11 protein-coding genes and 1 pseudogene are annotated in these 13205 nt (G+C 70.3%); 6 read left to right on the top strand and 6 right to left on the bottom strand.

Going from position 1 to position 13205, the window contains the following annotated elements; genetic code table 11:
- Position 1: 1 nt before the first annotated feature.
- Positions 2–226, bottom strand: a complete 225-nt coding sequence (locus tag CF8_RS09240; protein ID WP_051204179.1) for a DUF5703 family protein — start codon at positions 224–226, stop codon at positions 2–4.
- Between the two features lie 3 nt (positions 227–229).
- Entirely contained in the window at positions 230–1177 is a 948-nt protein-coding gene (locus CF8_RS09245) for an aldo/keto reductase (protein WP_010832853.1), read from the bottom strand.
- Between the two features lie 74 nt (positions 1178–1251).
- On the opposite strand from CF8_RS09245, the gene CF8_RS09250 reads away from it, so the two are divergent.
- Positions 1252–2076 (top strand): undecaprenyl-diphosphate phosphatase, encoded by an 825-nt coding sequence (locus CF8_RS09250; RefSeq protein WP_010832854.1) that lies wholly within the window; start codon positions 1252–1254, stop codon positions 2074–2076.
- Here CF8_RS09250 and CF8_RS09255 read toward each other — a convergent pair.
- Together CF8_RS09255 and corA are read right to left on the bottom strand one after the other, a co-directional pair.
- Positions 2066–3295, bottom strand: coding sequence for an MFS transporter (locus CF8_RS09255; RefSeq protein WP_010832855.1), 1230 nt, complete (start codon positions 3293–3295; stop codon positions 2066–2068). The genes CF8_RS09250 and CF8_RS09255 overlap by 11 nt on opposite strands.
- Positions 3292–4500 (bottom strand): annotated as a pseudogene (corA, locus tag CF8_RS09260) (magnesium/cobalt transporter CorA). Before corA ends, CF8_RS09255 begins: the two are co-directional and overlap by 4 nt.
- Between corA and CF8_RS09265 the strand changes: the two are divergent.
- From CF8_RS09265 to mshC, 4 genes are read left to right on the top strand one after another with little or no spacing between them, the layout of a single operon-like run.
- A complete protein-coding gene (locus CF8_RS09265; protein WP_010832858.1) occupies positions 4399–5124 on the top strand; it encodes a histidine phosphatase family protein in 726 nt (241 codons plus the stop codon). The pseudogene corA and the gene CF8_RS09265 overlap by 102 nt on opposite strands.
- Positions 5125–5133: 9 nt before the next feature.
- On the top strand, positions 5134–5718 hold the full coding sequence (locus CF8_RS09270; protein WP_036490648.1) for a DUF3090 domain-containing protein: 585 nt from the start codon (positions 5134–5136) through the stop codon (positions 5716–5718).
- Complete coding sequence (locus tag CF8_RS09275) at positions 5715–6473, top strand: SCO1664 family protein (protein ID WP_010832860.1); 759 nt, start codon at positions 5715–5717, stop codon at positions 6471–6473. The genes CF8_RS09270 and CF8_RS09275 overlap by 4 nt, the downstream gene beginning before the upstream one ends.
- Positions 6474–6492: 19 nt before the next feature.
- Positions 6493–7737, top strand: coding sequence for a cysteine--1-D-myo-inosityl 2-amino-2-deoxy-alpha-D-glucopyranoside ligase (mshC, locus tag CF8_RS09280; protein ID WP_010832861.1), 1245 nt, complete (start codon positions 6493–6495; stop codon positions 7735–7737).
- Here the strand turns inward: mshC and CF8_RS09285 are convergent, their stop codons facing one another.
- The gene (locus CF8_RS09285; RefSeq protein ID WP_036490652.1) at positions 7738–8583 is read right to left on the bottom strand and encodes a PAC2 family protein; all 846 of its coding nucleotides are present in this window, start codon (positions 8581–8583) and stop codon (positions 7738–7740) included.
- A gap of 238 nt (positions 8584–8821) precedes the next feature.
- Between CF8_RS09285 and metH the strand changes: the two genes are divergently transcribed.
- Complete coding sequence (metH, locus tag CF8_RS09290; protein ID WP_198017020.1) at positions 8822–12502, top strand: methionine synthase; 3681 nt, start codon at positions 8822–8824, stop codon at positions 12500–12502.
- On the opposite strand, the gene CF8_RS09295 is transcribed toward metH, so the two are convergent.
- On the bottom strand, positions 12484–13173 hold the full coding sequence (locus tag CF8_RS09295; RefSeq protein ID WP_010832864.1) for a histidine phosphatase family protein: 690 nt from the start codon (positions 13171–13173) through the stop codon (positions 12484–12486). The two genes, metH and CF8_RS09295, sit on opposite strands and share 19 nt — an antisense overlap.
- Between the last annotated feature and the right edge of the window lie 32 nt (positions 13174–13205).

Raw genomic sequence — 13205 nt, forward strand, 5'->3', positions numbered from 1 at the left:
ATCAGCCGAAGAGGGTCAGCCGCTGGCGGATGATCTTGCGGCGCAGCACCACGCGACGCACGCCGTCGGTGCCGATCCGCAACCGGTCGAGCTCCCAGCCGCCGAACTCCGCACGCTCGACGAGCATCCGCGTCACCACGTTGCGCGAGAAGTCGCGTGGCAGAGTCAGCGTGTCGAACTCCCACTCCACACCCGGGCGGGGTGGTCGTCGGTGCTCGCGGGGCATGGTTCAGTCTCCGCTCACGTCGTCGAGTGCGTCGAGGATCTCGGGCGGCAGCGCCAGCTCCTCCACCCCGAGCGCTCCGCGCAGCTGGGCGGCGGTGCGGGCACCGACGATGGGGGCGGTGACGCCCGGTCGGTCCCGGACCCAGACCAGCGCCACCTCGAGCGGGCTCCAGCCCAGGCCCTCGCCGGCGCGGGCGACTGCCTCCACGATCCCGCGGCCACGCTCGTCGAGGTAGTGGTTGACGAAGCTGGCGAAGTGGGGCGAGGCGGCACGCGAGTCGGAGGGGGTGCCGGTGCGGTACTTCCCGGTCAGCACCCCGCGTCCGAGCGGCGACCAGGGGAGCACACCGAGGCCGAGCGCGGCAGCTGCGGGCAGCACCTCGTGCTCGATCCCACGGGCGAGCAGGGAGTACTCGACCTGCGTCGAGGCCAGCGGCGTCCGCCCCGGGACGGCGCGCTGCCAGGTCGCGGCCTGGGCGGTCTGCCAGCCGGTGTAGTTGGAGACGCCGACGTAGGAAGCGCGACCGGAGGACACCGCGAAGTCGAGGGCCGCGAGGGTCTCCTCGAGCGGGGTGTCGTCGGTCCAGACGTGCACCTGCCACAGGTCGACGTGGTCGACGCGCAGCCGCTTGAGCGAGGCGTCGAGGTTGTTGAGCAGATGACCGCGTGAGGTGTTGGTGACGCGCTCGCCGGTCCGCCGTGAGATCCCCGCCTTCGTCGCGAGCACGACATCGTCGCGGGCGATCACGTCGCCGAGCAGGGTGCCGATCAGCTCCTCGCTGGCACCGTCGCCGTAGCCGGCGGCCGTGTCGAGCAGGGTGCCGCCCGCCTCGCAGAAGGCGATGAGCTGGTCGCGAGCCTCGTGCTCGTCGGTGTCACGACCCCAGGTCATGGTGCCGAGGCCGAGTCGGGAGACCTTCAGACCGGTGGAGCCGAGTGAGCGCTGCTGCATGCGCCGAGATTAGCCACGCGGGCCGAGCGAGCCCCCACGGCTCGCCGTACTCGCGGCACGTAGGCTCCTGCGACGTGTTCGACCTGCTCAAGGCCGTGGTGCTCGGCACCATTCAAGGCCTCACCGAGTTCCTGCCCATCTCCAGCAGCGCCCACCTGCGGATCTTCCCCGAGCTCTTCGGTTGGGGCGACCCGGGCGCGGCCTTCACCGCCGTCATCCAGATCGGCACCGAGCTCGCGGTCCTGATCTACTTCCGCCACGACATCTGGCGGATCGGCAAGGCGTGGGTGCTCTCGCTGTTCAAGCCGGAATGGCGCGGACACCTCGACTCCCGGATGGGCTGGTTCATCATCATCGGCTCGCTGCCGATCGTGATCCTGGGGATCCTGCTCAAGGACGTCATCGAGAAGGACTTCCGCAACCTGTGGATCATCGGCACGACCCTGATCGTGATGGGCATCGTGCTCGGGATCGCCGACCGGTTCTCGCGCAACGACAAGAAGATCGCCAACATCACCCTGCGCGACGCCGTGCTGATGGGACTCGCGCAGGCGATGGCCCTGGTCCCGGGCGTCTCGCGCAGCGGCGCGACGATCTCGATGGGTCGGGCCCTCGGCTACGAGCGCGAGGCCGCCACCCGCTATGCCTTCCTGCTCGCGATCCCGGCGGTCGTCGGCGCGGGGCTCTTCGAGCTCAAGGAGATCCCCGGCGGCGACAACGCCTACGGCTGGGGCCCGACCCTGGTCGCGACGATCGTCAGCTTCGTCGTCGGCTACGCCGCCATCGCCTGGCTGCTGCGCTACGTCTCGACCAAGTCCTACACGCCGTTCGTGCTCTACCGCGTGGTGCTCGGCTCGGCCACCCTGATCCTGGTCGGTGCGGGCGTCCTCAACGCCTGACCTGGCGCAGCGTGGTGGCGAGCAGCGCCAGCGCGACCAGCTGGCTGAGCGCGACGGCGATCACCAGGGCGGGCAACGACCGGTCGTAGAGCCACCCGGCGCCGGCCCCACCGGCGATCGCCAGCGCACCCTGGATGCCTGCGAACACGCCGTACGCCGTCGCGCGACGCTGCGCCGGCACGAGATCGGCGACGGCCGCCTTGATGGTGGAGTCCTGCACGCCGTGGGCGAAGCCCCAGACCGCGACCCCCACCAGCACGAGCGCGAACGAGCCGCCGAGGGCGAGCGCGGGCACGATGGCGACGAGCACCGGCACGACGAACAGCACCTTCGCCCCGGTGCGGTCGTAGACCGAGCCGACGACGAGTGCCGCGACCGCCTCCACGGCCATCGCGCCGGCGTAGACGAGCGGCACGGCCGCGACGGGCACGAGCCCGTCGACGGTCAGGTGGTACCCGATGATCCCGAAGGTGACCAGCGCCCCGGTCGTCAGCGAGCAGGCCAGGGCGTAGCGGAAGAACACCGGCGGCAGGCCGACGCCGACCGCTTCGGCGAACCAGCGTCGCGAGGGCTCGGGCGCGGCCGGAGAGGCTGAGGGGTCGTAGACGGACGGGTCGGGCACGCGCCGGCACAGGACGACCAGCAGCACCATCGCGATCGCGCCGGGGACGGCGAGCACCGCCATCCCGGCCCAGATGGACGCGCCGGCGACGACTGCGGCCACCACCAGGGGACCGGAGAACGCCCCGACCTGGTCGAGCGCCTTGTGCACTCCGAAGCCCCGGCCGCGCCCGACGGCGCCCGCCGCATGGGCGAGCAGGGCCGACTTCGACGGCGAGCGGACGGCCTTGCCGAGGCGCTCGAGCAGGATCAGCACGATCGCGAAGGCGAGTCCGGCCGTGCCGAGCCGCGGGGCGAACCACAGCAGCGGCACGCACACGGCGGTCAGGCCGTAGCCGATGATCGTCAGCGACCAGTAGCGCCCGGTGCGGTCCGCTACCGGGCCGAAGAGCAGCCGCAGCACCAGCGCCATCGCCTCGCCGGCACCGGTGACCAGGCCCACGACCAGGCCGGAGGCGCCGAGGGCGGCCAGGATGGGGCCATACATCGAGCGTGCACCCTCGTAGACCATGTCGGCGGCAAGGCTGACGAAGCCGAACCACCAGACGACCTGCCACGCACTGAGGCGGGGCGCCGCGGCGACGGGCGCGGAGCTCACAACCAGCCGGACTTCTTGAACAACGCGAAGAGTGCGGCGGAGACACCGATCATCAGGGCCATGGCGAAGGGGTAGCCGTAGGCCCAGTGCAGCTCGGGCATGTGGTCGAAGTTCATGCCGTAGATCCCGGCGATCAGGGTGGGCACCACGACCAGTGCTGCACCGGCCGAGATCTTGCGCATGTCGTCGTTCTGCTGCACCGAGATGCTGGCGAGGTGGGCGTCGAACGCGGTCGACAGCAACCCGTCGAGGTTGTCGACGACCTCGACGACGCGGTGGAGGTGGTCGACGACGTCGCGGAAGTAGGTCGCGGTCTCCTCGTCCACGCCGTCCATCTGGCCGGTGGCGAAGCGGCGCATCGGCTCTCGCAACGGCATCACGGCTCGGCGTACCTCCGCGATCTCCCGCTTGAGCGTGTAGATGCGGGCCGAGTCGTTGGTGCGGGTGGGGGAGAAGACGGACTCCTCGACCTCGTCGACGTCCTCCTCGAGGGCCGCGCCGACACGTTCGTACTCGTCGACGACGCGGTCGCAGATGGCATACATCACCGCCATCGGGCCGTGCTCGAGCACCTGCGCGCGCTGCTCGAGGTCGCGGCGCGACGTCGCCAGGTTGATCCCCTCGCCGTGGCGGACGGTCACGACGAAGTCCGGGCCGACGAAGACGTTGATCTCCCCGGTCTCGACCGCGTCGAACTCATCGACCTACCACAGAGTCTTGAGCACCATGAAGAGCGTGTCGCCGTAGCGCTCCACCTTCGGGCGCTGGTGGGAGTCGCCCGAGTCCTCGACCGCGAGCGGGTGCAGGTCGAAGGTGGCGGCGATCTGCTCCAGCTCGGCCGGGGTCGGGTCGTGGATGCCGACCCACTGGAAGTCGCCGGGGCCGCACGGCACCCGCGCCTGCCCCAGGCTCGGGTCGTCGCCGTCCAGCGGGACGCGCACTCCCTGGTGGTAGAGGGCGTTGTCGACGATCACAACCGTCAGGCTAGTGGCAGGCCCACGGATTTCGTCGCGCCCTCGCGCCCTCGCGGGCTCGGACGCGGGCTTGCTCAATCTCCCTCCCACGCCAGGCACTCGTGCCTCGTGCCCGGCTAGGGTCACGACATGGCAACGGTGATCCTCGTCCGACACGGCCGTTCGACTGCCAACGCGACCGGTGTGCTGGCCGGCCGGTTGCCGGGCGTGAAGCTCGACCAGCACGGCCACGAGCAAGCCGCGGCGACCGCGGCCCGGCTGGCCGGGGTGCGGGTCGCGGCCGTCGTCACCAGCCCCCTCGAGCGCTGCAAGCAGACCGCCAGGACCATCGCCGGCGCGCAACCGACGCGGCTCGAGCTCGGCACCGAGCGCAAGCTGAGCGAGTGCGACTACGGCGAGTGGCAGGGCCGTGCGATCAAGGACCTCGCCAAGGAACCGCTGTGGAAGGTCGTCCAGGCCCAGCCGTCTGCCGCCACCTTCCCGGGTGGGGAGTCGATGCGGGCGATGCAGGACCGTGCCGTCGAGGCCGTACGCCGCCACGACCGCCGCGTCGAGGAGGAGCACGGGCCCGGCGCGGTCTGGGTGGCGGTCAGCCACGGCGACGTGATCAAGGCGATCCTGGCCGACGCCCTCGGCACCCACCTCGACCTCTTCCAGCGCATCCACGTCGATCCGGCGTCCGTGTCGATCGTGCGCTACACCGAGGCCCGGCCCTACGTCCTCGGGACCAACACCTCCGCGGGCGACCTGTCCTGGCTCACCCCGCCTGCGCCGGCCGCAGCGAAGCGCCGTCGCCGGAAGAGCGACGACGACGCCGTCGTCGGCGGGGGATCCGGGCCCACCCCGGCTGGCTAGGCTGACGACATGCCCTTGGTTCATGCCTTCGACCCGCCGGAGCGCTTCGTCGTCGGCACTGTCGGTCCCCCCGGCGCCCGCACGTTCTTCCTCCAGGCCCGCGACGGAGCCCGCCTCACCAGCGTCGCGCTCGAGAAGCAGCAGGTGGAGGCGCTGGCCGAGCGCATTGACGAGCTCCTCGACGAGGTGATGCGGGCAGCCGACAACACAGCGCTGATCCCGGCGGTGGCGCCCTTCGACCTCATCGACAAGCTGCCGCTCGAGCAGCCGATCGAGGAGGAGTTCCGCGCCGGCACCATGACGCTCTCGTGGGACCTCGCGACCGAGCGCATCGTCATCGAGGTCTTCCCCTTCACCGAGGCCGCGGTCGTCTCGCCCGACCAGCTCGAGGAGGAGCTGGAGGAGCCCGAGCCCGACGAGATCTTCCTGGTGCGGCTCACGGCCGGGGCCGCGCGCGCCTTCGTCGACCGGGCGCGCCGCGTGATCGGGGCGGGCCGTCCCGACTGCCCCTTCTGCGGCAACCCCATCGACCCCGACGGCCACCTCTGCGTGCGCGCCAACGGCTTCCGCCGCCGCGACCCGCAGCAGTCGTGAGCGATCCGCTCGCCGGCGAGCTCACGCTCCACGGCCGGGTGATGCCTGCCTCCAACGCCACCTTCGTCGGTGAGATCGACGGCCTGCGGGTGGTCTACAAGCCGATCGCGGGGGAGCGCCCGCTCTGGGACTTCCCCGACGGCACCCTCGCCGGGAGGGAGGTCGCGACCCACCTCGTCAGCGAGGCCCTGGGCTGGAACATCGTGCCGCGCACGATCCTGCGCGACGGGCCACACGGACCGGGCATGGTGCAGGTCTGGCAGGAGCCCGACCCGGGGCAGGCTGCCGTCGACCTCGTGCCGGCAGGTCAGACGCCCGCGGGCTTCCTCCACGTCTTCGACGGTGTGGACGCCCACGACCGGCAGGTGTCGCTCGTCCACGAGGACTCGACCCCCTTGCGGCTGATGGCCGTGTTCGACGTGCTCGTCAACAACGCCGACCGCAAGGGCGGCCACGTGCTGGCGATGACCGACGGCCACCGCTACGGCGTCGACCACGGACTGACCTTCCACGTGGACCACAAGCTGCGCACCGTCCTGTGGGGCTGGCTGGGCGAGCGACTGCGCGAGGACGAGAAGCAGGGCGTACGCCGCGTGCTCGCGGAGGTGGGCGGCTCGCTCGGGGACACCTTGTCCGAGCACGTCACACCGGCGGAGATCGAGGCCTTCGCACGCCGCTGCCATGCCCTGCTCGCGGCCGACGAGCTCCCCTCCCCACGCGACGAGTGGCCGGTCATTCCCTGGCCGCCATTCTGAGCCGGATAGGCTGCCCGCCATGCGTTCGTGGTCATCTCCTGAGGTCCCTGACCTGACTGTCACCGGTCCCGTTGTCCGGATCCACGACACCAGCTCCGGTGGCCTGGTCGAGACCCGGCCCGAGGGCCCGGCCCGGCTCTACGTCTGCGGCATCACGCCCTACGACGCGACGCACATGGGACACGCGGCGACCTACCTCGCCTTCGACCTCCTCAACCGCGCCTGGCGCTCGGCGGGTCATGAGGTCGCCTACGTCCAGAACGTCACCGACGTCGACGACCCGTTGCTCGAGCGGGCCACCAAGGTCAACATCGACTGGGTGGAGCTGGCCGAGCGGGAGACCGAGCTCTTCCGCAACGACATGCAGGCGCTGCGCATCCTCGCGCCCGACCACTACGTCGGCGCCGTCGAGTCGATCCCGCTCGTCATCGACCTCATCGTGCGGCTGCAGGAGGCCGGAGCGATCTACCAGGTCGACACGGACCTCTACTTCTCCGTCACGGCCGACACCGACTTCGGCGGCGTCTCCGGCTGGTCGCGCGACGAGATGCTGCGGATCTTCGGCGAGCGCGGGGGAGATCCCGAGCGCGAGGGCAAGCGGGACCCGCTCGACTGCGTCGTGTGGCGCGGCAAGCGCGAGGGCGAGCCCTCGTGGGACAGCCCCTTCGGTCCCGGCCGGCCGGGCTGGCACATCGAGTGCACCGCGATCGCGCTGGAGCACCTCGGCACCGCCTTCGACGTCCAGGGCGGCGGCAGCGACCTGATCTTCCCGCACCACGAGATGTGCGCCGGCGAGGCGCAGGTCGCCGAGCCGGGCCAGCCGTTCGCGCGGGCCTACGCCCACGCCGGGATGGTGGCCTACGACGGCGAGAAGATGTCGAAGTCGAAGGGCAACCTCGTCTTCGTCTCGGCGCTGCGCCTCAGTGACGTCGACCCGATGGCGATCCGGATGGTGCTGCTGCGCCACCACTACCGCAGCGACTGGGAGTGGACCGACGAGCAGCTGTGGGCCGCGGTCGACACCGTGACCCAGTGGCGCAAGGCGCTCTCCCTCGGAGCGGGTGCGCCTGCTGCACCGGTCGTCAGCGCCGTACTCGCCGCGCTCGCCGAGGACCTCGACGCGCCCACGGCCGTCGCGGCCATCGACGAGTGGGCCGCCTCGACGCTCGGCGACACCGCCCACGGTCTCGCCGACAACAGCGACCCCGACGCCGCCGCGACCCTCAGGCCCGTGCTCGACGCGGCGCTCGGCCTCGTGCTCTGATCAGTCCTCGGTGCGCCGCTTGAGGTAGCGCTCGAACTCGCGAGCGATCGCCTCGCCGCTGGCCTCGGGCAGGTCGGCGGTGTCGCGCGACTCCTCGAGCGAGCGGACGTAGTCGGCGACGTCCTCGTCCTCCTCGGCGAGCTCGTCGACCCCGCGCTCCCAGGCGCGGGCGTCGTCGGGCAGCTCGCCGAGCGGGATGGAGCAGTCGAGGAGGTCCTCGAGCTGGCCGATCAGGGCGAGGGTCGCCTTGGGGCACGGCGGAGCGGCGACGTAGTGCGGCACGGCCGCCCAGTAGGACACTGCAGGGATGTCCAGCTGGATGCAGGCGTCCTGGAAGACGCCGACGATGCCGGTCGGGCCCTCGTAGGTCGACTGCTCGAGCTTGAGCCGGTCGACGAGGTCGGGCTCGGTGGCGCTGCCGGTCACCGGGATCGGCCGGGTGTGGGGCGAGTCGGCCAGCAGCGCGCCGAGGGTGATCACGAGCTGGCTGCCGAGGTCGTCGCACGCCGCGAGCAGCTCCGCGCAGAACTGGCGCCAGCGCATGTTGGGCTCGATGCCGCGGATCAGGATGACGTCGCGGTCGAGGTCGGGAGGCGAGGCGATCGCGATCCGGGTCGTCGGCCAGCTGAGGCGGCGGTGGCCGTGCTCGTCGGTCCCGACCATGGGGCGGTTGACCTGGAAGTCGTAGAACTCCTCGGGATCGATCGCGCCCACTACCTTCGCGTCCCACACCTCCATCAGGTGATCGACCACTCCGGAGGCTGCATCGGCGGCGTCGTTCCAGCCCTCGAAAGCAGCGATGACCACGGGGGAGACGAGGTCTTGCACGTCGTCGAACTCGATCACCCACACACCCTAGTTGGCCGCCCACGAGGCGGCGCCGATTTCGCTGCCGCGGGGCGCGGTGGAAGCATCGGTGTCCCGCGTCCAGCACGTGGAATTGCCGTCCGTAGTGTGGACGGCGCTCCGTAGGCTGGACGCCTCATCGATTGGAGTCTCGAGGCCTGTGACTGCTCTGCCCGCCCTCACCGCCGAGTCGATCACCCCGGACCACCGTCCGGACGCGACGGAGCTCCTGACCGCCATGCTCAACGAGCGGATCGTGGTGCTCGATGGCGCGATGGGGACGGCCATCCAGCGCGACCGGCCCGACGAGGCCGGATATCGGGGCGAGCGCTTCGCCGACTGGCCCAGCGACGTCCAGGGCAACAACGACCTCCTGACGCTCACGCGGCCCGAGATCATCGCCGGCATCCACCGCGAGTACCTCGAGGCCGGCGCCGACATCATCGAGACCAACACCTTCAACGCCAACGCGATCTCGTTGGCCGACTACGGCATGGAGGCGCTCGCCTACGAGCTCAACTACGAGTCCGCCCGGCTGGCGCGCCTCGAGTGCGACGCCGTCACTGCCCAGGACCCGGGTCGGCCGCGATTCGTCGCCGGTGCGTTCGGCCCCACGACCCGCACGGCCTCCATCTCGCCCGACGTCAACGACCCGGCCGCGCGCAACGTGTCCTACGACCAGCTCGTCGCGGCGTACAAGGAAGCCGGTCGGGGACTCCTCGACGGCGGCTCCGACCTGCTGTTCATCGAGACGATCTTCGACACCCTCAACGCCAAGGCCGCGATCTTCGCCGTCGAGACGCTGTTCGAGGAGTACGGCCGCCGCTGGCCCGTGATCATCTCCGGCACCATCACCGACGCCTCCGGGCGCACGCTCTCGGGCCAGGTGACCGAGGCCTTCTGGAACTCGGTGCGCCACGCCAAGCCGATCGCCGTCGGTCTCAACTGCGCCCTGGGCGCCAAGGAGATGCGCCCCTACATCGAAGAGATCAGCCGCATCGCCGACACCTTCGTGTCGTGCTACCCCAACGCCGGCCTCCCCAATGCCTTCGGTGAGTACGACGAGGCGCCGGCCGAGACCTCGGCGATCATCGGCGAGTTCGCTGAAGCGGGCTTCGTCAACATCGTCGGCGGCTGCTGCGGCACCACCCCCGCTCACATCGCGGAGATCGCGAAGGCAGTCGACGGCAAGCCCCGCCGCGAGGTCCCCGAGGTCCCGGTCGCCATGCGACTGGCCGGGCTCGAGCCGTTCACCATCGATGACGACAGCCTGTTCGTCAACGTCGGTGAGCGCACCAACATCACCGGCTCGGCGAAGTTCCGCAACCTGATCAAGGCCGGCGACTACGACACTGCGCTCAGCGTCGCCCTGCAGCAGGTCGAGAACGGCGCGCAGGTCATCGACGTCAACATGGACGAGGGCATGATCGACGGCGTCGTCGCCATGGACCGCTTCCTCAAGCTGATCGCCAGCGAGCCCGACATCAGCCGGGTGCCGGTCATGGTCGACTCGTCGAAGTTCGAGATCATCGAGGCCGGCCTCAAGTGCGTGCAGGGCAAGCCGATCGTCAACTCGATCTCCATGAAGGAGGGCGAGGACACGTTCCGCGAGCACGCCCGCCTGTGCCGCAAGTACGGCGCCGCCGTGGTCGTCATGGCCTTCGACGAGGACGGCCAGGCCGCTGACCTCGACAGCCGCAAGCGCATCTGCGAGCGCGCCTACAAGATCCTGGTCGACGAGGTCGGGTTCCCGGCCGAGGACATCATCTTCGACCCCAACGTGTTCGCCGTCGCCACGGGCATCGAGGAGCACGCCAACTACGGCGTCGACTTCATCGAGGCTGCCCGCTGGATCCGCGAGAACCTCCCGGGCGCACAGATCTCGGGCGGCATCTCCAACGTGTCGTTCTCGTTCCGCGGCAACAACGCCGTACGCGAGGCCATCCACGCCGTCTTCCTCTACTACGGCATCCAGGCCGGGCTCTCGATGGGCATCGTCAACCCCGGTGCGCTGGTGACCTACGACAGCATCGACCCCGAGCTGCGCGACGCGATCGAGGACGTCATCCTCAACCGCCTGCCCGACCCGATGCAGGCGACCGAGCGGCTGCTCGAGATCGCGGAGAAGTACCGCGCTACCGACGCCGTCGAGGAGAAGGCCGCCGCCGAGTGGCGCTCACTGCCGATCCGCGAGCGCATCACCCACGCCCTGGTGAAGGGCATCGATGCCCACGTCACCGAGGACACCGAGGAGCTCCGCGCCGAGATCTCGGCCGCGGGCGGCCGCCCGATCGAGGTGATCGAGGGCCCGCTCATGGACGGCATGAACGTCGTCGGCGACCTGTTCGGCGCGGGCAAGATGTTCCTCCCGCAGGTGGTCAAGAGCGCCCGGGTGATGAAGAAGGCCGTGGCCTACCTCCTGCCCTTCATCGAGGCCGAGAAGCAGCCCGGCGACGCCGAGACGAAGAACGGCACGATCGTGATGGCGACCGTCAAGGGCGACGTCCACGACATCGGCAAGAACATCGTCGGCGTCGTGCTGCAGTGCAACAACTACGAGGTCATCGACCTCGGGGTGATGGTGCCTGCGCAGAAGATCCTGGACGCCGCCGCGGAGCACGACGCCGACATCATCGGCCTCTCCGGCCTGATCACGCCCTCGCTCGACGAGATGGTCCACTTCGCCGGCGAGATGCAGCGCACCGGCATGACCATCCCGCTGATGATCGGCGGGGCGACGACCTCGCGCGCCCACACGGCGGTCAAGGTCGACAAGAAGTACGACGGGCCGGTCATCTGGGTCAAGGACGCGTCCCGGTCGGTGCCGACCGCGGCCGCCCTGCTCAGCGACGAGCTGCGCCCCAAGCTGATGGCCGACGTCAAGCTCGACTACGACTCGCTGCGAGCCCGCCACGCCACCAAGCACGACCGGCCGATGCTCTCGCTCGACGCCGCGCGCGCCAACCGCACGCCCATCGAGTGGGACGGCTACGTCCCGCCGACGCCCGTCCAGCTGGGTGTCCAGGTCTTCGAGGGCTACGACATCGCCGAGCTGCGCGACTACATCGACTGGCAGCCGTTCTTCAACGCCTGGGAGATGAAGGGCAAGTTCCCCGACATCCTCAACAGCCCCACGGCGGGCGAGACCGCGCGCAAGCTCTACGACGACGCGCAGGTCATGCTCGACCGCATCATCGAGGAGAAGTGGCTCACCGCCAACGGCATCATCGGGTTCTTCCCGGCGGCAGCCTCCGGTGACGACACGATCGTGTACGCCGACGAGTCGCGCACGGAGGTCCTCACGACCCTGCACCACCTGCGCCAGCAGGGCGAGCACCGAGACGGCATCCCCAACCGCTCGCTCGGTGACTACATCGCGCCGGTCGAGACCGGGCTGCAGGACTACGTCGGCGGCTTCGCCGTCACGGCTGGCCTCGGCAGCACCGACAAGATCATGGAGTTCAAGGCCGATCTCGACGACTACTCCGCGATCCTGCTCGAGTCGCTCGCCGACCGGCTCGCCGAGGCGTTCGCCGAGCGGATGCACCAGCGGGTCCGCAAGGAGTTCTGGGGCTACCTGCCCGACGAGCAGCTCGACAACGAGGCCCTGATCGGGGAGAAGTACGTCGGTATCCGTCCTGCTCCGGGCTATCCCGCCTGCCCCGAGCACACCGAGAAGGCGACGCTGTGGACGCTGCTCGACGTCGACAAGATCGGCATCGAGCTCACCGAGTCCATGGCCATGTGGCCCGGTGCGTCGGTCAGCGGCTGGTACTTCTCACACCCGCAGTCGCAGTACTTCGTCGTCGGCCGGCTCGGTCGCGACCAGGTCGCCGACTACGCCGAGCGCAAGGGCTGGGACCTGCCGACCGCCGAGCGCTGGCTGTCGTCCAACCTGGGCTACGACCCCGAGGACTGATCGGGGACCTCGTCGTCCGGGTCCAGGTCGCCGCCCGTCGGGTCGGGTGCCTGCTCGTCGTCGAGCCAGTCGCCGCCGATCGGCTCGCGGTCCCACGCCACGATGGTCCAGCCCTCCTCCGGGCTGCCGTCGAGGACGATGCAGCCGGTGTTGTGCAGGCCCTCGTGGATGGGGGCGTGCTCGCCGCTCGCGCGGTGGGTGACCCAGGTGCGGATCGCGGCGCCGTGGCTGACGACCAGCGCCGCGGCGACACCGTCCGTGCAGACGCGGGCGATCGCGTCGTCGTACCGCGCGAGGAACTCGGTGCAGGTCTCGCCGCCCGGCATCCGGAGGTCGAGGTCGCCGTCGAGCCAGTCGGCGATGGTGCCGAGGAAGCCGAAGACCGCTTCCTCGTCGGCTCGCATCTCGAAGTCACCGGCCGTGATCTCGCGCAGCCCGTCGTGCTCGACGGGTGTGAGGGTGAGCTCGGTCGCGATCGGGTGCGCGGTCTCGGCGGTGCGCAGGAGGTTGGAGACGGCGATGGTGTCGATGCTAGTGCCGGCGAGCGCCTGGACGACCGCGTCGGCCTGGCGTCGGCCCAGGTCGGTGAGTGAGGCGCCGGGGAAGGCGGTGTCGAGGGCGCCGGACACGTTGGAGTGGGTCTGACCGTGGCGGAGCAGCAGCAGGCGCATGCGACCAGCCTAGGTGTTCTGTCCGGACAGGT

This window comes from Nocardioides sp. CF8, assembly GCF_000389985.1.
GTDB classification, from domain to species: Bacteria; Actinomycetota; Actinomycetes; order Propionibacteriales; family Nocardioidaceae; genus Nocardioides; species Nocardioides allogilvus.

Excerpts from the sequence above, each read along its gene's own strand:
- CF8_RS09240 (WP_051204179.1), bottom strand. The coding sequence starts at position 226 with ATGCCCCGCGAGCACCGACGACCACCCCGCCCGGGTGTGGAGTGGGAG.
- CF8_RS09245 (WP_010832853.1), bottom strand. The coding sequence starts at position 1,177 with ATGCAGCAGCGCTCACTCGGCTCCACCGGTCTGAAGGTCTCCCGACTC.
- CF8_RS09265 (WP_010832858.1), top strand. The coding sequence starts at position 4,399 with ATGGCAACGGTGATCCTCGTCCGACACGGCCGTTCGACTGCCAACGCG.
- CF8_RS09270 (WP_036490648.1), top strand. The coding sequence starts at position 5,134 with ATGCCCTTGGTTCATGCCTTCGACCCGCCGGAGCGCTTCGTCGTCGGC.
- mshC (WP_010832861.1), top strand. The coding sequence starts at position 6,493 with ATGCGTTCGTGGTCATCTCCTGAGGTCCCTGACCTGACTGTCACCGGT.
- metH (WP_198017020.1), top strand. The coding sequence starts at position 8,822 with ATGCTCAACGAGCGGATCGTGGTGCTCGATGGCGCGATGGGGACGGCC.
- CF8_RS09295 (WP_010832864.1), bottom strand. The coding sequence starts at position 13,173 with ATGCGCCTGCTGCTGCTCCGCCACGGTCAGACCCACTCCAACGTGTCC.